General features: G+C 67.7%; 20 protein-coding genes and 1 riboswitch. Of the genes, 9 read left to right on the top strand and 11 right to left on the bottom strand.

The genetic code is table 11. The annotated features are described in order from the left end of the window. Positions 1-8: 8 nt before the first annotated feature. The 4 genes from AC1Q5S_RS05380 to AC1Q5S_RS05365 are packed head-to-tail and all read right to left on the bottom strand — an operon-like array spanning position 9 to position 4,692. Positions 9-761, bottom strand: coding sequence for an ABC transporter ATP-binding protein (locus AC1Q5S_RS05380; protein WP_303832853.1), 753 nt, complete (start codon positions 759-761; stop codon positions 9-11). After that, positions 758-1,549, bottom strand: a complete 792-nt coding sequence (locus AC1Q5S_RS05375; protein WP_492238454.1) for an ABC transporter ATP-binding protein — start codon at positions 1,547-1,549, stop codon at positions 758-760. The genes AC1Q5S_RS05380 and AC1Q5S_RS05375 overlap by 4 nt, the downstream gene beginning before the upstream one ends. Next, positions 1,546-3,444 carry an ABC transporter permease gene (locus AC1Q5S_RS05370; protein WP_492238453.1) on the bottom strand — a complete coding sequence of 633 codons (1,899 nt, stop codon included), beginning with the start codon at positions 3,442-3,444 and terminating at the stop codon, positions 1,546-1,548. Before AC1Q5S_RS05370 ends, AC1Q5S_RS05375 begins: the two co-directional genes overlap by 4 nt. 42 nt (positions 3,445-3,486) lie before the next feature. Beyond that, complete coding sequence (locus tag AC1Q5S_RS05365; protein ID WP_422291353.1) at positions 3,487-4,692, bottom strand: ABC transporter substrate-binding protein; 1,206 nt, start codon at positions 4,690-4,692, stop codon at positions 3,487-3,489. Between the two features lie 197 nt (positions 4,693-4,889). On the opposite strand from AC1Q5S_RS05365, the gene AC1Q5S_RS05360 reads away from it, so the two are divergent. Then, on the top strand, positions 4,890-5,663 hold the full coding sequence (locus AC1Q5S_RS05360; RefSeq protein WP_303832847.1) for a ferredoxin--NADP reductase: 774 nt from the start codon (positions 4,890-4,892) through the stop codon (positions 5,661-5,663). Between the two features lie 169 nt (positions 5,664-5,832). On the opposite strand, the gene AC1Q5S_RS05355 is transcribed toward AC1Q5S_RS05360, so the two are convergent. Together AC1Q5S_RS05355 and AC1Q5S_RS05350 are read right to left on the bottom strand one after the other, a co-directional pair. After that, positions 5,833-6,552, bottom strand: coding sequence for an outer membrane lipoprotein (locus AC1Q5S_RS05355; protein WP_492238452.1), 720 nt, complete (start codon positions 6,550-6,552; stop codon positions 5,833-5,835). A gap of 132 nt (positions 6,553-6,684) precedes the next feature. Next, positions 6,685-7,581: a YihY/virulence factor BrkB family protein gene (locus AC1Q5S_RS05350; RefSeq protein ID WP_303832827.1), complete on the bottom strand. Its 897-nt coding sequence runs from the start codon at positions 7,579-7,581 to the stop codon at positions 6,685-6,687. Between the two features lie 125 nt (positions 7,582-7,706). Between AC1Q5S_RS05350 and AC1Q5S_RS05345 the strand changes: the two genes are divergently transcribed. Continuing rightward, positions 7,707-8,258: a shikimate kinase gene (locus AC1Q5S_RS05345; protein WP_492238451.1), complete on the top strand. Its 552-nt coding sequence runs from the start codon at positions 7,707-7,709 to the stop codon at positions 8,256-8,258. Between the two features lie 177 nt (positions 8,259-8,435). Here AC1Q5S_RS05345 and AC1Q5S_RS05340 read toward each other — a convergent pair whose 3' ends face one another. From AC1Q5S_RS05340 to AC1Q5S_RS05330, 3 genes are all read right to left on the bottom strand, one after another. Beyond that, positions 8,436-9,206, bottom strand: a complete 771-nt coding sequence (locus AC1Q5S_RS05340) for a PEP-CTERM sorting domain-containing protein (protein ID WP_303837805.1) — start codon at positions 9,204-9,206, stop codon at positions 8,436-8,438. Positions 9,207-9,528: 322 nt separating this feature from the next. Beyond that, positions 9,529-12,318 (bottom strand): methionine synthase, encoded by a 2,790-nt coding sequence (metH, locus tag AC1Q5S_RS05335; protein WP_492238459.1) that lies wholly within the window; start codon positions 12,316-12,318, stop codon positions 9,529-9,531. Continuing rightward, a riboswitch (S-adenosyl-L-homocysteine riboswitch) is annotated at positions 12,297-12,395 on the bottom strand. Its footprint overlaps the gene before it by 22 nt. A gap of 31 nt (positions 12,396-12,426) precedes the next feature. Then, a complete protein-coding gene (locus tag AC1Q5S_RS05330) occupies positions 12,427-12,858 on the bottom strand; it encodes a PACE efflux transporter (protein ID WP_303832810.1) in 432 nt (143 codons plus the stop codon). A gap of 130 nt (positions 12,859-12,988) precedes the next feature. Here AC1Q5S_RS05330 and AC1Q5S_RS05325 point away from each other — a divergent pair, with 130 nt between their 5' ends. From AC1Q5S_RS05325 to AC1Q5S_RS05295, 7 genes are all read left to right on the top strand, one after another. Beyond that, complete coding sequence (locus AC1Q5S_RS05325; protein WP_492238450.1) at positions 12,989-13,927, top strand: LysR family transcriptional regulator; 939 nt, start codon at positions 12,989-12,991, stop codon at positions 13,925-13,927. Between the two features lie 150 nt (positions 13,928-14,077). Continuing rightward, a complete protein-coding gene (locus AC1Q5S_RS05320) occupies positions 14,078-14,944 on the top strand; it encodes a PPK2 family polyphosphate kinase (protein ID WP_492238449.1) in 867 nt (288 codons plus the stop codon). 200 nt (positions 14,945-15,144) lie between these two features. After that, a complete protein-coding gene (locus AC1Q5S_RS05315; protein WP_303832700.1) occupies positions 15,145-16,470 on the top strand; it encodes a Glu/Leu/Phe/Val family dehydrogenase in 1,326 nt (441 codons plus the stop codon). Positions 16,471-16,686: 216 nt separating this feature from the next. Continuing rightward, a complete protein-coding gene (locus tag AC1Q5S_RS05310) occupies positions 16,687-17,634 on the top strand; it encodes a Bug family tripartite tricarboxylate transporter substrate binding protein (protein ID WP_303832702.1) in 948 nt (315 codons plus the stop codon). Between the two features lie 8 nt (positions 17,635-17,642). Beyond that, positions 17,643-19,211 carry a class I adenylate-forming enzyme family protein gene (locus AC1Q5S_RS05305; protein ID WP_492238458.1) on the top strand — a complete coding sequence of 523 codons (1,569 nt, stop codon included), beginning with the start codon at positions 17,643-17,645 and terminating at the stop codon, positions 19,209-19,211. 28 nt (positions 19,212-19,239) lie between these two features. Continuing rightward, positions 19,240-20,235, top strand: coding sequence for a Bug family tripartite tricarboxylate transporter substrate binding protein (locus AC1Q5S_RS05300; RefSeq protein ID WP_422204527.1), 996 nt, complete (start codon positions 19,240-19,242; stop codon positions 20,233-20,235). 159 nt (positions 20,236-20,394) lie between these two features. After that, positions 20,395-20,862 (top strand): PaaI family thioesterase, encoded by a 468-nt coding sequence (locus tag AC1Q5S_RS05295; RefSeq protein WP_303832705.1) that lies wholly within the window; start codon positions 20,395-20,397, stop codon positions 20,860-20,862. Between the two features lie 23 nt (positions 20,863-20,885). On the opposite strand, the gene AC1Q5S_RS05290 is transcribed toward AC1Q5S_RS05295, so the two are convergent. Continuing rightward, positions 20,886-21,902 (bottom strand): Bug family tripartite tricarboxylate transporter substrate binding protein, encoded by a 1,017-nt coding sequence (locus AC1Q5S_RS05290; RefSeq protein ID WP_422204529.1) that lies wholly within the window; start codon positions 21,900-21,902, stop codon positions 20,886-20,888. An 86-nt stretch (positions 21,903-21,988) separates the two neighbouring features. Continuing rightward, a complete protein-coding gene (locus AC1Q5S_RS05285; RefSeq protein ID WP_303832707.1) occupies positions 21,989-22,975 on the bottom strand; it encodes a Bug family tripartite tricarboxylate transporter substrate binding protein in 987 nt (328 codons plus the stop codon). Positions 22,976-22,980 lie beyond the last annotated feature (5 nt).

The raw sequence follows: 22,980 nt of genomic DNA, 5'->3' as shown, positions 1-22,980 counted from the left end.
ATAAAAACTCACACACCCAGATACTGCCGCCGCACCGCCTGGTCGGCCACCAGCGCCGCCATGCTGCTGTGGTGGCGGATCTGGCCCTTTTCCAGCACATAGGCGCGGTCGGCCACCGCTTCGGCAAAGTGCAGGTTCTGCTCGGACAGCAGCACGCTCACGCCCTGGGCCTTGAGCTGGCGGATGGTGTGGGCCATCTGCTCGACGATCAGCGGCGCCACGCCTTCGGACGGCTCATCGAGCAGCACCAGCAGGGGCTGGCCCATCAGGGTGCGCGCCACGGTGAGCATCTGCTGCTCGCCGCCGCTCATGCGCCCGCCGGGCCGGCGGGGCATTGCGCCCAGGTTGGGAAACAGCGCGAACAGGCGCTCGGGCGTCCAGTGCGGCGCGGCGCTGCCGTCGGGCCAGTGGCGCGCGCCCTGGCGCCCTACTTCGAGGTTGTCGAGCACGCTCAGGTCGGTGAAGATGCGCCGGTCTTCGGGCACATAGCCGAGCCCCATGCGCGCCACCTGGTAGGGCGCGCTGCGCGCGATGTCGCGCCCCAGAAAACGCAGCCGGCCCCCAGGGTGAACGTGTCGGCGCACTTCCAGCCCCACGATGGACTTGAGCGTGGTGGACTTGCCGGCGCCATTGCGGCCCATCAGCGCCACGACCTCGCCGCGCCCCACCTGCAGATCGACGCCAAACAGCACCTGCGCGGCGCCATACCAGGCGTCCAGGCCCTGCACCTCCAGCAAGGGTGAAAGCGCAGCGGCCGTCATGCCTGCCCCCCGGCGACCGCTGCCTGGCCGAACATGCTGCCACTGCCCAGGTACACCTCCTGCACGCGGGCGTTGTCGCGAATGGCCTGCGGCGGGCCCTCGGCCAGCAGGCGCCCGCGCGCCAGCACCATCACGCGGTCGGCGTGGGCAAACACCACATCCATGCTGTGCTCGGTGAACAGCACGCCCATCGCCCGCTCGCGCGCGAGCTGCCGCGTGAGGGCCATCAGCGCCAGGCGCTCGGCCGGCCCCATGCCGGCCGTGGGTTCATCCATCAGCAGCAGCCGGGGCCCATGGGCCAGCGCCATGGCCAGTTCCACCCGTTTGACGTCGCCATAGGCCAGCGTGCTGCAGGGGCGCGGGGCCTGGGCCGCCATGCCCACCTGCGCCAGCAGGGCCAGCGCATCGTCACGCCGGTGGTCCTGCGCGCGGGGCCAGAACGAGAACAGGCGCCGGTCGGCCGACAGCAGGGCCATCTGCACGTTTTCCACCACGGTGAGCGAGGCAAAGGTTTCGGCGATCTGGAAGGTGCGCCCCACGCCCTGGCGCCAGATGGCGCGCGGCGGCAGGCCGGCAATGTCCACGCCCGCCAGCCGGATGCTGCCCGCATCGGGCCGCAACTGGCCGCCCACCATGTTGAAGGTGGTGGACTTGCCCGCGCCGTTGGGGCCGATCAGCGCCAGCATCTCGCCGGGCGCCAGCGTGAAATCCACGCCATCGACCGCCTGCACGCCGCCAAAGGCCTTGCGCAGGCCGGTCACCTGCAGCAGCGGGGACGCTGGGCTCATGGCACGCTCCTGCGGCGGGCCTGCCAGCGCAGGGCCAGCTGCCGGGCAAAGCCCGCCAGCCCCTGAGGGAACAGCAGCACCAGCGCCAGCATGGTGCCGCCCAGCACGGCGCGCCAGTAGTCGGTGTTGCGTGCCACCGTGTCGTGCAGCCAGGTGAAGGTGGCCGCGCCCACCCAGGGGCCCGCCAGCGTCTGCACGCCGCCCAGCAGCACCATCACCAGGCCGTCCACCGACTTGCCCACCGACAGGCTCTCGGGCGAAATGCTGCCCTTGGAAAATACATACAAGGCCCCGGCCAGGCCGGCCAGCACGCCGGCCAGCACAAACGCGGTCCACTGCAGGCGCCGCCCATCCATGCCGATGGCGTCCGCCCGCAGGGCCGAGTCGCGCAGCGCGCGCAGCGCATAGCCAAACGGCGCCAACAGCACGCGCCGCAGCAGCAGCACACCCGCCGCCACCAGGGCCAGCGTCAGCAGGTAATAGGCCTGCTGGCTGGCCAGCCAAGGTGCGGGCCACACGCCGGCAAGACCGTTGCTGCCGCCGGTGACGGCGTCCCACTGGTAGCACAGCGCCCAGGTGATCTGCGCAAACGCCAGCGTGAGCATGGTGAGGTAAACGCCCGACAGCCGCACGCAGAACCAGCCATAGACCAGCGCCCCCCCGCCCGCCGCCAGCGGTGCCAGCAGCAGGGCCAGTTCCATGGGTACCGCGGCCGATTGCACCAGCAGCGCCGCCGCATAGGCCCCCAGCCCGAAGTAGGCGGCATGGCCGAACGAGTGCATGCCCGCCGGCCCCATGAGGAAATGCAGGCTGGAGGCAAAGAGCACCGCCACCAGCAGGTCCACCAGCAGCACCGGCGCATAGGGCCAGGCCCCGGCCAGCAGCGGCACCATGGCCAGCGCGGCCAGCAGGGCCCAGCCAGCCCATTGCACGCCCCGGCTGGCAGGGTGCAGCGGCGCCTCGGCCATGCCCGCCGCGCGCACCGGCGGCTGCGGCCGTCCCAGCAGCCCCCAGGGCCGCCACACCAGCACCACGGCCATGACCAGGAACTCCACCACCAGCGTCATCTTGGACAGCGACAGGCTGATGCCTCCCACCTCCACCAGCCCGGCCCACACGCACACCGCCTTGAGCTCGGCAATCAGCAGCGCCGCCACGAACGCGCCGGGGATCGAGCCCATGCCGCCGACCACCACGACCACGAAGGCCGCGCCGATGGTGTTCAGGTCCATGTCGAGCTGGGCGGGCTCGCGCGGCAGCTGCAACGCACCCGCCAGGCCCGCCAGCAAGGCACCCAGCGCAAACACCCCCGTGAACAGCCAGGCCTGGTTGACGCCCAGGGCGCCTACCATGCCGCGGTCCTGCGTGGCCGCGCGCACCAGCGTGCCCCAGCGCGTGCGGTGCAGGCCCAGCCACAGCAGGCCCAGCACCAGCGGACCCACGGCCATCAGGAACAGGTCGTAGGTGGGAAACTGCCGCCCGAGAATGTCCACCGCCCCTTCCAGCCCCGGCGCGCGCGGCCCGAAAAGCTCTTCCGGGCCCCAGGCCCACAGCACGGCATCCTTGATCACCAGCACCAGCGCGAAGGTGGCCAGCAGCTGAAACAGCTCGGGCGCGCGGTAGATGCGGCGCAGCAGCAGCACCTCCACCAGCGCCCCCAGGGCCGCCGTGGCCAGCGGTGCCAGCAGCAGGGCCGGCCAGAAACCGATCGTGGCGCCCAGGCGTTCCACCAGCGAATAGGCCAGGTAGATGCCCAGCATGAAGAACGAGCCGTGGGCGAAATTGACGATGCGCATGACCCCGAAGATCAGCGACAGCCCCGCCGCCACCAGAAACAGTGACGAGGCCGAGGCCAGCCCGTTGAGCAACTGCACCAGCAGGCCGGAAAAACTCATGCGCACAAATCCAGGCGGTGCAGGAGCATGGCCTCGTGCATGTCAGTTGGCTGCGCGCAGTTTCCGGACCTCGTCGGCCGATGGCTGAAAGCGCGCCCCGTCGAGGTAGCGGAAGTCCGCCATCACGCCCGTGCCGTTTTGCAGGCGCGTACGGCCCACGAAGGTGCCCATGGTGGACTGGTGGTCTTCGGGCCGGTAGCGGATGGTGCCGAACGGCGACGCCACCTCCAGCCCCTTGAAGGCGGCGATCAGCTTTTCGGTGTCGCTGCCACCGGCCTTGCGCAAGCCTGCGGCCAGCGACTGGATGGCCGTGTAGCCCACCACCGAGCCCAGGCGGGGGTGGTCGTTGAAGCGTTCCTTGTAGGCCTTGAGGAACGCCTGGTGCTCCGGTGTCTGGATGGCATACCAGGGATAGCCGGTGACGACCCAGCCCACCGGCGCCTCGCCCTTGAGCGGGTCCAGGTATTCGGGCTCGCCGGTCAGCAGGCTCACCACCTCGCGCCCCTTGAACAGGCCGCGGGTGTTGCCTTCGCGCACCAGGCGGGCCAGGTCGGCGGCGAACAGCACATTGAAGATGGCGTCGGGCTTGGCATCGGCCAGGGCCTGCACCACGCTGCCCGCATCCACCTTGCCCAGGGGCGGCGCCTGCTCGGCGACAAACTCCACATCGGGCTGGGCGGCCTTGAGCAGCTTCTTGAAGGTGGCCGCCGCCGACTGGCCGTATTCATAGTTGGGATAGACGATGGCCCAGCGCTTCTTCTTCAGCGCCGCGGCCTCGGGCACGAGCATGGCCACCTGCATGTAGGTGGAAGCGCGCAGGCGGAAGGTGTAGCGGTTGCCGTTTTCCCAGACGATCTTGTCGGTCAGCGGCTCGGCCGCCAGAAAAAAGACCTTTTTCTGCCGCGCAAAGTCGGTCAGGGCCAGCCCCACATGCGACAGGAAGCTGCCCATGAGCACATCCACCTTTTCGCGCGCCAGCAGCTCGTCGGCGGCCCGCACGGCGTCGCCGGGGTTGCCGTTGTCGTCGCGCACCACCAGCTCCAGCTTGCGGCCCTGGATGCCGCCCGCGCCGTTGATCTCGGCCACGGCCAGCTCCATCCCCTTCTTGTAAGGGGCCAGGAAGGCGGGCTGGGCCTTGTAGCTGTTGATTTCACCAATCCGGATCGCGCCCTGGGCATGCACCGCACCGGCGGTACATGCCAGCCCGGCCACCAACAGGGCCCGACGGGCGACGGAGAAGCTGCGCATGGGGAGGTTCCTTTGTCCAACATCATGACGGTCGAAGACTCAAAATGTACCGCCCCTCCCATTTGCCGGACAATGCACGGGTTTGCCCGCCAGTCCGGGGTGCCCGCCAGGCCTCGCCACGCCAGCACCGCCACCGCCCTGACAGGCTGAGACCGCCCCCCGTCGGGGCCTTGTTTTTTCATTCCTGCAAGAAAACCATGAGTGCATTTCTCGAAGAACGCGTTCTGACCGTTCACCACTGGACCGACCGGCTTTTCAGCTTCACCACCACCCGCGACCCGGCGCTGCGCTTTTCCAATGGGCACTTCACCATGATCGGCCTGAAGGTGAACGACAAGCCACTGCTGCGCGCCTACAGCATCGTCAGCGCCAACTACGAAGAGCACCTGGAGTTCTTGAGCATCAAGGTGCCCGACGGCCCGCTGACCTCGCGCCTGCAGCACATCCAGGTGGGCGACACCATCGTGGTCGGCAAGAAGCCCACTGGCACCCTGCTGATCGACTACCTGCTGCCGGCCAAGCGCCTGTACATGCTGTCCACCGGCACGGGCCTGGCGCCGTTCATGAGCGTGATCCGCGACCCGGAAACCTATGAGAAGTTCGAAGAGGTGGTCCTGGTGCACGGCGTGCGCCAGGTGTCCGAGCTGGCCTACCACGACTACATCACCCAGGAGCTGCCCCAGCACGAGTTCCTGGGCGAGCTGGTGAGCAAGCAGCTCAAGTACTACCCCACGGTGACGCGCGAGCCGTTTCGCAACCAGGGCCGCATCAACGATCTGATCGAAAGCGGCAAGCTGTTCACCGACCTCGACATCCCGGCGCTGAACCCGCTGGAAGACCGCGTGATGCTCTGCGGCAGCCCCGAAATGCTGGCTTCGCTCAAGCACATCCTGGAGCACCGCGATTTCGAGGAAGGCAACACCACCAAGCCCGGCGACTTCGTGATCGAGCGCGCCTTCGTCGAGAAATAAGCCCGCTGCCGGCTGGCAGGCAGCACTGGCCGGGCGCCCAGCGCCTGGTCATTCCGTTGCCAAGCCATTCGTGTCCAGGCGCGAAGCCGCAGACAGTGCTGCAGCACGGCAAGGCGAAGCAACAACGACACGGATGGCGTGGAAAGGGAATCAGGCGTCAGACCAGCTGTCAGACCAGCTCGAATCCCTTGCCTTGCAAACGCACGGGCGCGCCTTCGGGCACGGGCTGCGAGCGCGTGAAGCGGCGCACCGAGCCATCGTCCATGCGCACGCGCACCTCGTACACCGTCTGGGTGCGCGTGCGCTGTTCTACCGTGTGGCCCACGTAGCCACCACCCACGGCGCCCAGCACCGTGGCGGCCGTGCGGCCGGAGCCCTTGCCCACCTGGTTGCCCAGCACGCCGCCGAGCACACCACCGGCGACCGCGCCCAGGCCGGTGGCGGGAGCGGCCTGCTGCACCGCCTGCACGGATTCGATGCGTCCGCACACCGTGCACAACGGCGCCCGGGCGGCCTCCTGGCGCACAGGGGTTTCGTCATACCGCGCGGGTTGGGGAGCCTGCGGGTAGGCACGGGCCGCAGCGCGTTGCCCGGTGGGTGTTGCGGGCCCCTGATTTGCTACATATTCATGGGCTATTGGCGCTTTCTGGTCAAGCGCTACAGGTCTTTTTTCCTCAATGATTTCGTTGTCTGGCGTGCGCGCCGCAGGCGCCATCCGGGCTGCGCCTTCGGCCACCGCGTCCGGGCGCTGCTGCGCCACCAGCGTTGCGCCCAGCGCCAGCACGCACAGGCCCAGCGCGGCAATGGCGGCCCACAGCCATTTCAGGGGCACGCCACCGGGGGTTGCGGCCAAAGGGGCCTGGGGAGCAGCGGAGGGGGTGGGTTGCATGTTTTTGCCTTTCTCAACAGATCGAATACAGCCTCTGCGACAGCACTCGCAGACCTGCCCTGAAGTTACACACTGCACCGGCAGGATTGGATGCCTCCCATGTAAGCGGGGGTAAGAGCCTTCAGCAATTTCTCATGGCCGCGCGGCGGGGCCCAGCGCCTCTTCACAGGCGCGCGCGCAGCCGGCAGACAACAGCAGCACCGCCGACGCAAAATAGATCCACATCAGCAGCACCACCAGCGAACCCGCCGCCCCGTAGGCGGAAACCACCGCCGCGGTGGACAGGTAAACCGCCAGCACATGCCGCCCCGCCGTGAACAGCGATGCGCCCATCACCGCGCCCAGCCACAGAAACCGCAGCCGGGGCTTGGGGCCGGCGCTCATGCGCATCAAGCCCACAAAAAGGGCCGCGCAGACGCCAAACGCGGCGGCTTCGTTGAGCACCCGCAACAGCGGCGCTATCGGCAGCCAGTGGCCGGCCCAGCCGGCCAACAGGTTCAGCAGGGTCGAGATCACCAGGGACACCAGCAGCAAAAAGCCGAACGCCAGCACATACGCCACGCCACGCAGGCGCAGCGAAGCACCGTGCCACCACGGCAGGGGCTGCACCGCACCACGCCCGTGGGTCCACAGCCGCTGCAGCGCAGACTGCAGCTCGCCAAACACCCCGGTGGCGCCAAACAACAGCACGAAAAAACCCAGCAGCGAGGCCAGCAGCCCTTGCGCGGGCTCCTGGGCACTGGCCAGGGCCTGGTGTATGACCGTTGCCCCCTGCTCGCCCACAAGGGTGCCGATCTGCGCAATCAGGCCCTGCTGCAGGCTGTCGCGGTCCAGCCACCAGCCGAGCAGGGCCACCAGCAGCACCAGCAGCGGCGCCAGGCTCAGGATGCCGTAGAACGACATGGCCGCGCTCATGCGGGCGCCGTCGGCGTCCATCCACAACCACACCGCCCGCCGCAGCGGCCGCAGCACGCGGACGCCCCTGCGCGCCGCCGCCCGTACGGGCCGGTAAAGGTACAGGCCATTCATGCAGGCAAGGCTACCCAGGCGCAGCCCGCTTGCCCATCGGACAGATGGTGCAGCCTGGGTAGTCCGGCTCCCACAGCCTTACACTCTGCCTGCCTTTGGACAGGCACGAAGACAGGACACCATTTATGCAGATTCGCTGCGCACTGGTCGGCATGCCCGGCTCGGGCAAATCCACCGTCGGCCGGCAGCTGGCCCACCGGGCCGGGGTGCCCTTCATCGACCTGGATCACCGGCTGGAGCGGACCATCGGTACCACCATCCGCCACTTCTTCGAGGTGGAGGGCGAAGCGCGATTTCGCGACCTCGAATCACAGCTGCTGGCCGAGGTGGCGCAGCTGCCCGGCGGCCTGGTGCTGTCCACCGGCGGCGGCGCCGTGCTGCGCCCCGAAAACCGCGAGGTGCTGCGCCAGTTTGGCAACGTGCTGTATTTGCGTGCATCGCCCGAAGAAATCTACAAGCGCGTGAAGCACGACAAGACACGCCCGCTGCTGCAGGGTGGCAACCCCCTGGAGAAGTTGCGCGAACTCTATGCCCAGCGCGACCCCCTGTACCGCGAAACCGCGCACTACGTGATCGAGACGGGGCGCCCCTCGGTGAGCACCCTGGTCAACAGGGTGATGATGCAGCTGGAGATGGCGCAAGGCGCCGCCGCTGCGCCCCCGGCTGCGCAGGCCTGATGGAAGATTGGCGGCGCCCACCCTGCCCTGTGCGGAGGCGCCAAGACACGAGGATGGCCTGGCCGGGGCTGACAGCCACCGACAGCGTAGCCTCTCGCTGGAGCGCCGCCAGCAGGACACAAAAAAGGGGCCGAAGCCCCCTGTGCATGATCGGCGTACTGCGGCGACCCCGGGCCCTCAGTCTTGCTTGCTCTTGCGGCGCGATACTGCCACCGCACCCGCCAGGGCCAGACCCAGCAGGGCCAGGGAGCCGGGCTCGGGCACCGTGATCGACTCCACTTTCACCGCCATGTCCTGGAAGTCATTGTCGGTGCCATCTTCAAACGCAAAAATCCAGTTGGTCGACGTGCCACCCTGGAACGCCAGAAAATCGGTGGCTCCGCCCAGGTTCATGCTGTCAATGGAATAGGCGGTTTTTCCAGCACCCGTCGCGAAATAGAAGCCGAAACTGGTGGGATTGATCAGTGCGTTAGAAAACAGGCCGCAATTGACCTGTGTACCACACTGGCTCTGGAAGGTGGGGCCAGCGGAAATGATCATCTGGCCGTTGCCGATCCCGATACCCACGGCACTTTGCTGCAGGGTGGTTGAACCACCCACCGCACCGCCAAAGAACAGGTCAACGGTGTAAATGTTGCTGGTATCGGTACCAAACCACATACCGAATTTTTGGCTGCTGGCGCCACTGGTCTGTTCGATGATCAGTGTGGGGATCATGGTGGCCGAACTGGTGGCAGAGCCCCACAGGCCTGCCGCGCTCTGGTCGTTGGCCGCGCTTACTGCGCCGGCGCCAAACACGTTATCCAAGACAGTTTGCAGCGATTGCTCGCCCGCCGCAGTCGCCCCGAGGGCCACAGGACGCACGTTGGTGTTGACAATCGGCACCGCATGAGCGGTTGCAGATAGGAGCATGCCTGCGACGATAGCTGCTGCGGTTTTGAATTCCATGGTGTGACCCCCTCTGTAAGTAGTCGCTGAAAACTGCGACCTCGACTTACAAAAGCACACACCATGCCACTCAGAAAAATCAACAACTTACGTTGCTTCACGGCCCGGATTGTCAAAATATTCGACACAATTCGCTACACGCCCCAGGTGCCGGGGCGTCCGCCGGGGTGCATCGAACCGGTATGCCCGCACTGTCCTTCAAAACCCAGCCCTGCGGACAACCCAAAGCCCCCCCCCCGCACGCAAGGTCTTCGGTTCTCAGGCGAGGACACTTGCACTGTATCGGCGAGCGCTTTCCGCGCTTTATTTCAGCGCCAGAGCATCACAGATTGGGCGCCAGCAGCTTGGCCAGCACCGCCTCGTCCATGCCCCGGCGCTCGGCCATGTCGTGCAGCTGGTCTTCGCCGATCCTGCCCACGTTGAAATACACGGCATCGGGGTGGCCGATGTAGAAGCCGCTCACGCTGGCGGCGGGCGTCATGGCCAGGCTTTCGGTGAGGTCCATGCCGATGTCCTCGCACTGCAGCTGCCGGAACAGGGCGGTCTTGGCGCTGTGGTCGGGGCAGGCGGGGTAACCGGGCGCGGGGCGGATGCCGTGGTACTTCTCGGCAATCATGTCCTCGTTGCTCAACGCCTCATCGCTGGCATAGCCCCACAGGTCGGTGCGCACGCGCTGGTGCAGGCATTCGGCAAAGGCCTCGGCCAGGCGGTCGGCCAGGCTCTTGAACAGGATGGCCGAGTAGTCGTCCAGCGCGTCGATGAAGGCCTTTTCCTTCTTCTCGATTCCCAGGCCCGCCGTCACCGCGAACAGGCCCGCATAGTCGGCAATGCCGCTGCTCTTGGGCGCCACGAAGTCGGCCAGGCAGCGGCTGGGCCGGGTCACGCCGTCGATCACATGCTTTTCGGTCTGCTGGCGCAGGCCGTACCAGGTCATGGCGACTTCGGTGCGGGTGTCGTCGGTGTAGAACTCGATGTCGTCATCGTTCACGCTGTTGGCGGGCAGCAGGGCCATCACGCCACTGGCGGTGAGCCAGCGGCCTTCGATGATCTTCTTGAGCATGGCCTGGCCGTCGGCAAACACGCGCGTGGCCTCCACGCCCACCACCTCGTCGGTCAGGATGGCGGGGTACGGGCCGGCCAGGTCCCAGGTCTGGAAGAACGGGCCCCAGTCGATGTATTTCGCCAGTTCGGCCAGGTCGAAGTTCTGGAACACCCGGCGGCCGAGGGCGCGCGGCACGGCGGGCTGGTAGGCCTGCCAGTCGATCGGCGTCTTGTTGGCGCGGGCCTTGGCCAGGGGCCACAGCGGCACCTGCTTCTTGTTGGCGTGCTGGGTGCGCACCTTGTCGTAGTCGGCGTTGACTTCCTGCACATAGCTCTCGACGCCGTCACCGAGCAGGCTTTGCGCCACGCTCACGCTGCGCGAGGCGTCGGGCACATAGACCACGGGGCCCTCGTAGTGCGGCGCGATCTTGACGGCCGTGTGCACGCGCGAGCAGGTGGCGCCGCCGATCAGCAGCGGAATTTTCTTGATGCGGAAATGCTCGTCCTTCTGCATCTCGCCGGCCACGTACTGCATTTCTTCGAGGCTGGGCGTGATCAGGCCCGACAGGCCCACGATGTCGGCGCCCTCGACCTTGGCGCGCGCCAGAATCTCGTGGCAGGGCACCATCACGCCCATGTTCACCACCTCGAAGTTGTTGCACTGCAGCACCACGGTGACGATGTTCTTGCCGATGTCGTGCACATCGCCCTTCACCGTGGCGATGACGATCTTGCCCTTGCTGCGCACGTCGCGGCCCGCAGCCTCGTCCTGGCGCTTTTCTTCCTCGATGTAGGGGATGAGGTGGGCCACCGCGAGCTTCATCACGCGCGCGCTTTTCACCACCTGGGGCAGGAACATCTTGCCCGCGCCGAACAGATCGCCCACGATGTTCATGCCGTCCATCAGCGGCCCTTCGATCACATGCAGCGGGCGGCCGCCCCTGGCCAGGATCTGCTGGTAGGCTTCTTCGGTGTCTTCGGTGATGAAGTCGGTGATGCCATGCACCAGCGCGTGGCTCAGGCGCTCGCCCACGGTCTTCGGATGCTCGGGCGTGCCGCGCCATTCGAGCTTCTTGCTCTCGTCCTTGGCGCCGCTCTTGGCGGTTTCGGCAACCTCGACCAGGCGTTCGCCGGCATCCGGGCGGCGGTTGAGCACCACGTCCTCCACGCGCTCGCGCAGCGTGGGTTCCAGATCGTCATAGACGCCCACCATGCCCGCGTTGACGATGCCCATGTCCATGCCGGCCTGGATCGCGTGGTACAGGAACACGGTGTGGATGGCTTCGCGCACCGGGTCGTTGCCGCGGAAGCTGAAGCTCACGTTGGACACGCCGCCCGACACCTTGGCGCCGGGCAGGTGCTGCTTGATCCAGCGCGTGGCCTCGATGAAATCGACCGCGTAGTTGTTGTGTTCCTCGATGCCGGTGGCCACGGCGAAGATGTTGGGGTCAAAAATGATGTCTTCGGGCGCAAAGCCCACCTCGTCCACCAGGATGCGGTAGGCGCGCTCGCAGATCTCGATCTTGCGCGCGTAGGTGTCGGCCTGGCCCTGCTCGTCGAAGGCCATGACCACGGCAGCGGCGCCGTAGCGCTTGACGAGCCGGGCCTCGTGCTTGAACTTCTCCACGCCCTCTTTCATGCTGATCGAGTTCACGATGCCCTTGCCCTGGATGCAGCGCAACCCGGCCTCGATCACCTCCCACTTGGAGCTGTCCACCATGATGGGCACGCGCGCGATGTCGGGCTCGGACGCGATCAGCTGCAGAAAGCGCACCATGGCCGCCTTGCTGTCGAGCATGGCCTCGTCCATGTTGATGTCGATGACCTGGGCGCCGTTTTCCACCTGCTGGCGCGCCACGGCCAGGGCCTCTTCGTACTGGCCATTCAGGATCATGCGGGCAAACGCCTTGGAGCCCGTGACGTTGGTGCGCTCGCCGATGTTGACGAACAGCGTGCCCTCGCCGATGGAGACAGGCTCCAGGCCGGACAGCTTCATGGGGGGAACGGAAATTTCAGACATGCGACTCACCTGTGCAGGAACAGCAGAAAAACAGGTGAGCGTCGTTGCGATGGGGCATGCGGTGCATGCGGCGCCCAAGCCTGACGGCCCCACCGGTGGTGGCAGCCGCTGCAACGCTCCTTGGGCGAGGCTGGATTTTAAGGGCGAACGCCCCGGCGCTCAGATGGCCGCAGGCTGCGCCGATGCCGGCAGCCCGAACACCCGGTCGAACCCCCAGTTGAAGACAAAGGTGTAGCAAAGAAAGAAAACGATGAGCGCCAGGTCCATCACGAAGGCCTGCCACAGGCTCACGTTGAACCACCAGGCAAACAGCGGCACCAGCGTGAACACCAGACCGCCCTCGAAGCCGATGGCATGGGCAATGCGGCGGCGCACGCTGCGCCCGCGCACGGCCTGGCGCGATTCCCAGCGCTCGAAGGCCCAGTTGAACAGCAGGTTCCAGACCACCGCCACCGCCGAGGCGGCCACCGATGCCACGCTGGAGTGCGCAGCACTCTGGCCCGTGAGCACTGCCAGCCCCCAGGTTGCCACGGCAATGGCGATGAGCTCGTACAAAGTCACATACAGCACGCGGCGGCGCACGCCCTGCAGGCCGGGGGCGGCGGGGGACGAGGAAACGGACAGGGTCACGGGTGCATGCACGGTCATGGCGGCACTTTATGTACGAATCACTGATATATAAAGTCAGCTTATTTCAGATTTATTGACAGATTGGCAGGCCATGGCCTTTTCTTCCGACAGCGTGCAGGTGTTTCTGGCGGTGCTCGACCGAGGCTCGTTTTCGGCCGCCGCGCGGGCGCTGTCGCGGGTGCCCTCGGCCGTGAGCATGACCATCGCCCACCTGGAGGCCGAGCTCGACGTGCAACTGTTCGACCGCAGCGGGCGCGAGCCCCGCCCCACAGCGGCGGCCCGGGCGCTGGAGCCGCAGGCGCGGCTGCTGGCCGCGCAGCTGCGGCAGCTCAATGCCCAGGCATTGGCGCTCACACAGGGCCTGGAGGAGCGCCTCACCCTGGCCATCGCCCCCGAGCTGCTGGCAGCGCGCTGGACGGCGCCGCTGGCCGCGCTGGCGCAGCAATACCCGCTGCTGCAGGTGGAGGTGCTGGCCGCGCCCCAGGGCGACGCGCTAGCCCTGCTGCACAGCGGGCGGGCACAACTGGCGCTGGTGTTCGAGCGCCCCAGCATCGACGGGCGCGAGGGTTTCCAGGAGGTGGGCAGCGAAACCCTGGTGGCCGTGATGGCGCCCCAGCACCCCGTGCTGGTGGCTGCGCGGGCGACCGCAGCTGCCCGCGGCGAGGCGCCCGAGCGGGCCCAGCTGCGCGAGGAACACCTCACCACCACGCGCCAGATCGTGGTGGCCAGCCGCGACCTGGCGCAGACCGACCCACGCTTCGTGTTTGCCCGCCACCACTGGCGCACCGACAGCCACCTGGCCGCCCTGGGCCTGATCGAGGCGGGCCTGGGCTGGGGCTGGCAGCCGCGCGCGCTGGTGCAGCCGCGCATCGCGGCCGGCTCGCTGGTGGAGATGCCGTTTGAAAACCTCAGCAACGGCGTGGCGCTATGGGTGGACGTGGTCTGGTCCAAAGAGCGCCCGCTGGGCCTGGGCGCGCGGCGCTTTGTGCAGCTGATCGCGCAGCAGGGTGCATCGGGTGGACAGGCCTGATTGACGACCAAAAAAGATTACGACGCTTATCCAGCAAGCGCCAGAAGCTATTCATTGCATAGCATTCAATGCCCATGTGTGCCGCAAGTGTGCATTGACCGGCCCGGCGCATTGCGCCAAGCTGGCCGCCCTACCCACCGAAAAACGACCATGAGCAAATCCCCCTTTCAAAGCAACGACAAGGCCCTGGCCAAGCGCTGGGCCGCCTGGCAACCCAAGCCGGCCAATGGCTCCGGCCCCAAACCGGTCTCGCTGAAGGATTTCGACCCCGACGCCACGCCGTTCATGAACGGCGAGAAGGCGCAGGCCAAGGAAGATGTGCAGGCCCTGGCGATCGAACTCGACACGCTGCAAGACCTGCTGTATGCCGACCGGCGCTACAAGCTGCTGGTGCTGCTGCAGGGCACCGACGCCTCGGGCAAGGACGGCACCGTGCGCGGCGTGTTCGGCAGCATGAGCGCCCTGGGTGTGCATGCCGTGGGCTGGAAGGCGCCCACCGAGCCCGAGCGCGCCCACGACTACCTGTGGCGCATCCACCAGCGGGTGCCGGGCGCCGGCGAGCTGACGGTGTTCAACCGCAGCCATTACGAAGACGTGCTGGTGCCAGTGGTCAACGGCTGGATCACGCCCGAGCAGCAGCGCCAGCGCCTGGCCCACATCAACGACTTCGAACGCATGCTCAGCGAGACCGGCACGGTCATTGTGAAGTTCATGCTGCACATCGGCTTCGAGGAACAGCGCGAGCGACTGCAGGAGCGCCTGGACGATCCCACCAAGCACTGGAAATTCGACATGGGCGACATCGCCGTGCGCAAGCAGTGGGCCGACTACCAGAAAGCCTACGAAACACTGCTGGCGGCCACGCACACCCCCTGGGCGCCCTGGACCATCGTGCCCGCCAACTCCAAGACGCACCGCAACCTGATGATCGCCACCGTGCTGCGCGAGGTGCTGCAGAACCTGGACCTGCGCTATCCGCCGGGCGACCCGGGGCTGGAGCATTTCACGGTGGAATGACTGATTTTCATGCCATTCATGGCTGTATTTCCCGTCTGTTAAGCGTTTTCAGCTCCTTTGAAGTGCGCCAAAAAAGACCGCACCGGGCATGGGGAACATTATGCAAACGGCGCATAACCCCGTGACACACCGGCCTTGGACAGCCCGGCGCCGCAGGCATAAGCTTCACCCCCTTGAACTGATCCCACAAGGAACCCGCCATGTCGAATACCACCGGAACGACCACCGGAACGCCCGGCAGCATTGCCACCGCACACACCCTGCCGTCGTACCTCGACGCCAGCCACCTCGGCCCCTGGGGCAACTACCTGCAGCAAGTGGACCGCGTCACCCCCTACCTGGGCAGCCTGGCGCGCTGGGTGGAGACGCTCAAGCGCCCCAAGCGCATCCTGATCGTGGACGTGCCGATTGAAATGGACAACGGCGCCATCGCCCACTTCGAGGGTTACCGCGTGCAGCACAACACCAGCCGCGGCCCGGGCAAGGGCGGCGTACGCTTTCACCAGGACGTGACCCTGTCGGAGGTGATGGCGCTGTCGGCCTGGATGTCGGTCAAGAACGCAGCGGTGAACGTGCCCTACGGGGGCGCCAAGGGTGGCATCCGGGTCGATCCCAGGAAACTTTCGATGGGTGAGCTCGAACGCCTCACGCGCCGCTACACGAGCGAGATCGGTATCATCATCGGCCCGTCCAAAGACATTCCCGCGCCCGACGTGAACACCAACGGCCAGATCATGGCGTGGATGATGGACACGTATTCGATGAACGTCGGCGAAACCGCCACTGGCGTGGTCACCGGCAAACCCGTGGACCTGGGTGGCTCGCTTGGGCGCAATGAGGCCACCGGCCGCGGCGTGTACACCGTGGGCGTGGAGGCGGCGCACCACATCGGCCTGAAGATCGAGGGCGCGCGGCTGGCCGTGCAGGGGTTTGGCAACGTGGGCGGCACGGCCGCCAGGCTGTTTGCCGAGGCCGGCGCGCGCGTGGTGGCCGTGCAGGACCATACCGGCAGCATCTACCACGACGGGGGCCTGGACGTACCCGCCCTGCTGGCGCATGTGAAGGAAACCGGCGGCGTGGGCGGCTTCGCCGGCGCGGACCGGCTCGACAACGATGCATTCTGGGGCGTGAACTGCGACATCCTGATCCCGGCGGCGCTGGAAACCCAGATCACCGCCACCAACGCCGGCAAGATCCAGGCGCGCCTGGTGATCGAAGGCGCCAACGGCCCCACCACCCCCGAGGCCGACGACATCCTCCACGACAAGGGCGTGCTGGTGCTGCCCGACGTGATCGCCAACGCCGGCGGCGTGACGGTGAGCTATTTCGAATGGGTACAGGACTTTTCCAGCTTCTTCTGGAGCGAGGACGAAATCAACGCACGCCTGGTACGCATCATGAAAGATGCCTTCGCCGGCATCTGGCAGGTGGCGCAGGAGCACAAGGTGAGCCTGCGCACCGCCACCTTCATCGTCGCCTGCACGCGCATCCTTCATGCGCGCGAGATGCGCGGGCTGTACCCCTGAAGATTGCGGCGCTTGCCAGGAAGGGCGGTCCCTTGCGGGCCGCCCTTTTTTTCTGCCTGCACCGGACCGTTGCTTTGCGCGTGCGAAAGCGGGGCTTTGCCAATGGCAAAGCCATTCGCTCCCAAACCCTAGGTGCGGATCGCGGCGGGCATGGCTATCGTTGAACTCCTGCGCCACAGGCCTCGCCGAGGCCAAGGCCCCCCCCAAGGAGTCCCCATGATTTTTCGACGCTGCATGCTGGCCGCCCTGGCCACCCTGCCTCTGGCCGCCTGGGCCGACTGGCCCGAACGCCCCATCACCATGGTCGTGCCGGCCGCAGCCGGTGGCACCACCGACATCGCGGCGCGCGTGCTGGCCGAGAAGATGGGCAAGGACCTGGGCACCTCCATCGTCGTCGAGAACAAGGGCGGTGGCGGCGGCAGCATCGGCACGGCGCAGGTGGCGCGCGCCAAGCCCGACGGCTACACGCTGCTGATGGGCAACATCGGTCCCGTTGCCATCAATTTCAGCCTCTACAAGCAGCTCAGCTACAAGGAAAGCGACCTGCGCGGCATCACCAACGTGATCTCGGTGCCCAACATCCTGGTGGTCCATGCCGACTCGCCCGTGCGCAGCGTGAAGGAGCTGGTCAGCCTGGCGAAGACGCGCCGGCTGAACGTGTCCACCTCGGGCGTGGGCCAGTCGCCGCACATGTCCTCGGAAATGTTCCGCCAGAAGGCGGGCATTGACGTGACCCTGGTGCCCTTCCCCGGCGCGGCGCCTGCCGTGACGGCGCTGCTGGGGCAGCAGGTGGATTTCATGATCGACAACCTGCCTAGTTCCATGCCGCACATCAAGTCGGGCAAGTTCCGCGCGCTGGCCATCACCAGCGGCACGCGCTCGGCGCAGCTGCCCGACGTGCCCACCATGACCGAGGCCGGCGTGCCCATGCAGGTCACGGCCTGGTTCGGCCTGCTGGCGCCGGCCGGCACACCCGACGCACTGGTCGAGCGCCTGCAGCAATCGGCACGCAAGGCCATGCAGACGCCCGAGGTGCGCCAGCGCTTTGCCGATCTGGGCGGCGTGCCCGGCGGCGAGACACCGGCCGAGTACGACACCTTCATCGCTCAGGAGCGCAAGAGCTGGGCGCAAATCGTCAAGGCCGCTGGCCTCTCGCTCGAATGACCATGACCATGCACGCAGACATCGAACACCTGTTGGCCCAGCCCTTTGGTTCGCTGCCCGAACTGATAGAGCGCCAGGCTGCGCACCGCCCCGGCCACACCGCCCTGGTCCTGGAAGATCAGCGCCTGGACTATGCCGCGCTGTGCGGCGGCATGCACCGCGTGGCGCGCAGCCTGCAGCGCGACGGCCTGAAGCCGGGCGATGTGGTGGCCATCTGCGCCGGCACCTCGGTCGAATATGTGCTGGCCTACCTGGGCGCGCTGCGCGCGGGCGTGGCCGTGGCACCGCTCGCGCCCTCGGCCACGGCCGAGCACCTGAGCGCCATGCTGGACAACTGCGGCGCGCACCTGGTGCTGCGCGACCGCGAGGTGGCCGCGCAATGGCCCCTGCGCGCGGGCGCCGCGCTGCGCTGCGTGGCGCTGGACGACACGCCCGAGGCGGGCGAGCCCTGGTCGCAATGGCTGGCCGCCGGCGATGCGGCGCCGGCACCGATAGCGCCCGCCCCCGACTGGCCGTTCAACGTGATCTATTCCTCGGGCACCACGGGCGTGCCCAAGGGCATCGTGCAGTCCTGGGCCATGCGCTGGGCGCATGTGCGGCGCGCCGTCATCAATGGCTACGGGCCCGATGCGGTCTCGCTGTGCGCCACGCCGCTGTACTCCAACACCACGCTGGTGGCGGCCTTGCCCACGCTGGCGCTGGGCGGCACGCTGGTGCTGATGCGCAAGTTCGATGCCGCGCGTTACCTGGCGCTGGCCGAGCAGCACGGCGCCACGCACACCATGCTGGTGCCCGTGCAGTACCAGCGCCTGATGGCCTGCCCGGCCTTCGACGGCACCCACCTGGGCCGGTTGCAGCACAAGTTCTGCACCAGCGCGCCGTTCAGCGCCGCGCTCAAGGCCGAAGTGCTGCGGCGCTGGCCGGGCCGGCTCATCGAGTACTACGGCCTGACCGAAGGCGGCGTACGCTGCGAGCTGCATTGCCATGACTTTCCCCACAAGCTGCACACCGTGGGCCGCCCCGGCGAGGGCGCCGACATCCGCTTCATCGACGAACAGGGGCGCGAGCTGCCCGCCGGCGAGCAGGGCGAGATCGTGGGCCGCTCGGCGGGCATGATGAGCGGCTACTACCGCCTGGAGGGCAAGACGCGCGAGGCCGAGTGGTTCGACGCCGGGGGCCAGCGCTTCATCCGCAGCGGCGACGTGGGCCGGCTGGACGCGGACGGCTTCATCGTGCTGGGCGACCGCAAGAAGGACATGATCATCACGGGCGGCTTCAACGTCTACCCCAGCGACATCGAGGGCGTCCTGTGCCAGCACCCTGCGGTGGCCGAGTGCGCCGTGGTGGGCGTGCCTTCCGAGCAGTGGGGCGAGACCCCCGTGGCCTACGTGGTGGCGCGCCCCGGCATGCAGCCCGCCGCCGAAGAATTACGCGAATGGCTCAACACCCGCGTGGGCAAGACCCAGCGCGTGGCCGACCTGCGGCTGGCCGAGCGCCTGCCGCGCAGCGAGATCGGCAAGGTGCTCAAACGTGAGTTGCGCGAGCAGTACCTGCAGACCGCCCCGGCAACCCACTGATTTTTCCAACCCCACTCCGGAGACCGCCATGTCCTTGCCCCACTCCTCGCGGCTGCGCCGCGCCGTGCTTGCCAGCCTGGCCCTGGGCGCCAGCACCCTGCTGGCCCCCGCTGTCCATGCGGCGGACGCCTGGCCCGCCAAGCCGATCCAGCTCGTGATCCCCTACCCGCCCGGCGGCAGCGCCGACCTGCTGGGCCGGCCGCTGGCCGTGCAGCTGCAGCAGCAGCTGGGGCAGACGGTGGTACTGGAATACAAGCCGGGCGCCGGCGGCACGCTGGCATCCCAATACGTGGCGCGCGCCAAGCCCGACGGCTACACGGTGCTCATGGTGCTGGCCGCGCATGCCATCAACGACAGCCTCTACCCGAAACTGCCCTACGACACGCGCAAGGACTTCGCGCCCGTGTCGCTGGTCGCCAACCTGCCCATGGTCGTGGCGGCCAGCGCCAAGCTGCCCGCCAAAAACATCCAGGAGCTGATCCAGGCCGCCAAGGCCACACCGGGCAAGCTCACGTTCGGCTCGGCCGGCAACGGCAACACCGGGCACCTCGCGGCGGAATACTTCAGCAGCATCGCCGGGGTGAAGATGACGCATGTGCCCTACAAGGGCAGCGCCGGCGTGGTCAACGCCATGCTGGCCGGCGACATCGACCTCACCTTCGACAGCATCTCCACCTCCATGCCGCACATCCGCGGCGGCCGCATGCACGCGCTGGCCGTCACCAGCCAGCAGCGCTCGGCGCTGGCGCCCGAGGTGGCGACGGTGCAGGAGCAGGGCATCGCCGGCTTCGACGTGACGGGCTGGTACGCGCTGATCGCGCCGGCCGGCACACCGCCCGAGATCACCCAGCGCCTGAGCCGCGAGATCGCCGCCGCCCTGCGCCAGCCCCCACTGCAGGCGCAACTGGCCGCCGGCGGCTACGAGCCCGTGGGCTCCACGCCCGAGGCGCTGCAGGCACACATCGAGCGCGAAATCACACGCTGGGCCGCCGTGGTCAAGTCCACGGGCGCCAAGGTGGATTGACCCCCTGAGCCGCTACGCGGCGTCCCCCCGCTCTCGGCTTCGCCGGGCAGGGGGACGCGCAGCCAGCGCGGCGGGACGGCCCTTGCGCGGCTGCCCGCGCCCGCGCAAGGGTCGTGCCGTGCCGTGCGGGCCCACCATGAACAACGGACAATCCACGCCATGCAACACCAGTCCACTGCCCACGACAACATTCCCGCCAGCCCCTTCGCCAGCGAAGCCCCCGACATGTTCTTTGGCCTGCCCATGGCCATGGCACGCGCCATGGCGCTGCGCGGCGAGCGCATCGGCAACGACATGGCCCAGGTGCGCATGGGATTCCAGCCGGATCAGGCCAATAGCCGCGGCGAGGCCCACGGCGGCGCCATCGCCACCCTGCTGGATTGCGCCCTGGCCGCGTCCGCGCGTGCGCACGATCCCGCCGCCTATGGCGTGGCCACCATCGACCTGACGCTGCACTACGTCGCTGCGGGCAGCGGAGACCTGATCGCAACCGCGCGCTGCGAGCGGCGCGGGCGTTCCATCAGCTTTGCGCGCGGCGAAGTCCGCGCCGAGGATGGCACCCTGGTGGCGCTGGCCACCGGCAGCTTCAAGCTGATTGCCCGCCAGCCCGCGCCCAGTGGGGCGTAGGCTGCGGCAGACAGTGGTGCGGGTTAGCTGGGCTGCACGCCCGCGGCCTGCAGCAGGCGGCCCCAGATGGGTGCCTCCTGCGCCCACAACCGGGCGAATTTCTCGGGGGTGTCGTCGTCCACGGGCACGAAGCCCGCGGCGATGATGCGTGCCATGCCCTCGCGGCTGGCCACGGCGTAGTTGGCGGCGGCAGCCCATTGGCGCGCTACGTCGGCCGGCATGCCCCTGGGGCCGGCAATGGCCAGCCAGCCCACAATGGACAGCGCATCCTGCGGGTAGCCCGCCTCGGCGAAGGTAGGTACCTCGGACAGCAGGGGCACGCGGCGCGGGCCGGTCACCGCCAGGGCGCGCAGCTTGCCACTGTCGATATGCGCCTTGAGCGACAGCAGACTGCCCATGCCGATCTTGACCTGCCCGCCCAGCAGGTCCTGCACCATCGGCGCCTCACCCTTGTAGGCCACGTGCGTCATGTCGGCGCCGGCCACCTCGCTGAGCGTGGTGCAGGCCAGTTGGCCGTGCGAACCGATGCCGTAGGAACCATAGGTCAGCTTGCCTTTCTGGGTCCGTATCCAGGCCATGAACTCCTGCAGGTTCTGCGCCGGCGTGTCGGCGGTGACCACCAGCGCGATCGGCGCCAGGCACACGCGCACCAGCGGGGTCAGCTCGGCCAGCGGGTCGTAGGGCGTCTTCTTGTAGAGGTACTTGTTGGTCAGCATGGTGGAGGTGGTGCCCAGCAGCGCCGTCATGCCGTCGGGCGCCGACTTGACCACCGCCTCGCCCGCGATCAACCCGGCCGCACCGGGTTTGTTGTCGACCACCACGGCCTGGCCGAAGCGCTGCGCCATGCGCTCGCCCAGCACCCGCGTGATGACATCGGTGGCGCCGCCTGCGGCAAATGGCACCACCACCCGCACCGGGCGGGTGGCAAAGCTGGTTTGCGCTTGCGCCAGTGCGGTCAGCGGACTGGCGGCCGCAGCGCCTGCGGCCAATGCCAGCAGCTGGCGGCGGTTGTAGCGTGTCTGGTGGGTGCCGTGTGTCATGTCTTGTCTCCTTGTCTTTGGTATGTGGTGATGGACGCTTTGACTTCAGTGGCGCACCCCGGGCAAGGCCCGAGGCGCTGCAGGGGTCAGTCCATGGAAATCTTGGCCGACTCGGCGACGGCCTTCCAGTGGGCTGCGTCTTTTTCCACCACGGGCTTGAACTCATCGGGCAGCGAGCCCACGGCAATCAGCCCCATGTCGGTCAGGCGCTTGTGCAGCTCGGGCGATTTGACGATGGCCGCCACCTCAACACCCAGCTTGTCCACGATGGCCTTGGGGGTGGCAGCAGGCACGAACATGCCGAACCAGCCATTGGCCTCCAGGCCGGGGTAGCCGGACTCGGTCATGGTAGGCACCTGCGGCAGCGCGGGGTGGCGCTGGGCGCCGGTGACGGCCAGGATGTTGACCTTGTCCGACCTGATGTGCGGGTAGGCCGCCGTGGCATCGACGAAGGCCAGCGTCAGCTGCCCGCCCAGCAGGGCCGCCACTTCCGGCCCCGAGCCCTGGTAGGGGATGTGGGCGATGTCGATGCCGGCCTTCTGTTTGAAGCGCTCGCCGTTCATGTGCGACGAGGTGGCGTTGCCGTAGCTGCCGAAGTTCAGCGTGCCGGGTGCCGCCTTGGCCTTGTCCACGAACTGCTGCAGCGTGGTCACGCCCGTGCTGCGCGGCACCATCAGCAGGTCGGCCGATTTGGCGATCTGCGACACCGGCGCCAGGTCACCGAGCTTGTAGGGCACCTTCTTGTACAGCGCCGGGATCTGCACCACGGCGGTGATGCCCATCAGCACGGTGTAGCCGTCGCCGGGCGCCTTGGCCACGATGTCGTTGCCCAGGATGCCGCTGGCGCCGGGCTTGTTCTCCACCACCACGGGCTGACCCCATCGCTGGGAGAGCTGCAGGCCGATCAGGCGGGCAATGGTGTCGGTGCCGCCGCCGGCCGGGTAAGGCACGACGACGCGAATGGGTTTGCTCGGGTACGGGTCCTGCGCCTGTACGCCGCCAACGCCGCAGGTGGCGGCCAGCGCGATCAGGGGCAGCCATTGGGTCAGGGTCTTGCGCCGGGTGAATGCCATGGTGT

This window comes from Acidovorax sp. GW835-FHT14B10, from assembly GCF_058793725.1.
This window is presented reverse-complemented; position numbering and strand designations above follow the sequence as displayed.

Bases quoted from the DNA above. Each gene is read 5' to 3' on its own strand.
- AC1Q5S_RS05380 (WP_303832853.1), bottom strand. From the start codon at position 761: ATGACGGCCGCTGCGCTTTCACCCTTGCTGGAGGTGCAGGGCCTGGAC.
- AC1Q5S_RS05375 (WP_492238454.1), bottom strand. From the start codon at position 1,549: ATGAGCCCAGCGTCCCCGCTGCTGCAGGTGACCGGCCTGCGCAAGGCC.
- AC1Q5S_RS05370 (WP_492238453.1), bottom strand. From the start codon at position 3,444: ATGAGTTTTTCCGGCCTGCTGGTGCAGTTGCTCAACGGGCTGGCCTCG.
- AC1Q5S_RS05365 (WP_422291353.1), bottom strand. From the start codon at position 4,692: ATGCGCAGCTTCTCCGTCGCCCGTCGGGCCCTGTTGGTGGCCGGGCTG.
- AC1Q5S_RS05360 (WP_303832847.1), top strand. From the start codon at position 4,890: ATGAGTGCATTTCTCGAAGAACGCGTTCTGACCGTTCACCACTGGACC.
- AC1Q5S_RS05355 (WP_492238452.1), bottom strand. From the start codon at position 6,552: ATGCAACCCACCCCCTCCGCTGCTCCCCAGGCCCCTTTGGCCGCAACC.
- AC1Q5S_RS05350 (WP_303832827.1), bottom strand. From the start codon at position 7,581: ATGAATGGCCTGTACCTTTACCGGCCCGTACGGGCGGCGGCGCGCAGG.
- AC1Q5S_RS05345 (WP_492238451.1), top strand. From the start codon at position 7,707: ATGCAGATTCGCTGCGCACTGGTCGGCATGCCCGGCTCGGGCAAATCC.
- AC1Q5S_RS05340 (WP_303837805.1), bottom strand. From the start codon at position 9,206: ATGGAATTCAAAACCGCAGCAGCTATCGTCGCAGGCATGCTCCTATCT.
- AC1Q5S_RS05325 (WP_492238450.1), top strand. From the start codon at position 12,989: ATGGCCTTTTCTTCCGACAGCGTGCAGGTGTTTCTGGCGGTGCTCGAC.
- AC1Q5S_RS05320 (WP_492238449.1), top strand. From the start codon at position 14,078: ATGAGCAAATCCCCCTTTCAAAGCAACGACAAGGCCCTGGCCAAGCGC.
- AC1Q5S_RS05315 (WP_303832700.1), top strand. From the start codon at position 15,145: ATGTCGAATACCACCGGAACGACCACCGGAACGCCCGGCAGCATTGCC.
- AC1Q5S_RS05310 (WP_303832702.1), top strand. From the start codon at position 16,687: ATGATTTTTCGACGCTGCATGCTGGCCGCCCTGGCCACCCTGCCTCTG.
- AC1Q5S_RS05305 (WP_492238458.1), top strand. From the start codon at position 17,643: ATGCACGCAGACATCGAACACCTGTTGGCCCAGCCCTTTGGTTCGCTG.
- AC1Q5S_RS05300 (WP_422204527.1), top strand. From the start codon at position 19,240: ATGTCCTTGCCCCACTCCTCGCGGCTGCGCCGCGCCGTGCTTGCCAGC.
- AC1Q5S_RS05295 (WP_303832705.1), top strand. From the start codon at position 20,395: ATGCAACACCAGTCCACTGCCCACGACAACATTCCCGCCAGCCCCTTC.
- AC1Q5S_RS05290 (WP_422204529.1), bottom strand. From the start codon at position 21,902: ATGACACACGGCACCCACCAGACACGCTACAACCGCCGCCAGCTGCTG.
- AC1Q5S_RS05285 (WP_303832707.1), bottom strand. From the start codon at position 22,975: ATGGCATTCACCCGGCGCAAGACCCTGACCCAATGGCTGCCCCTGATC.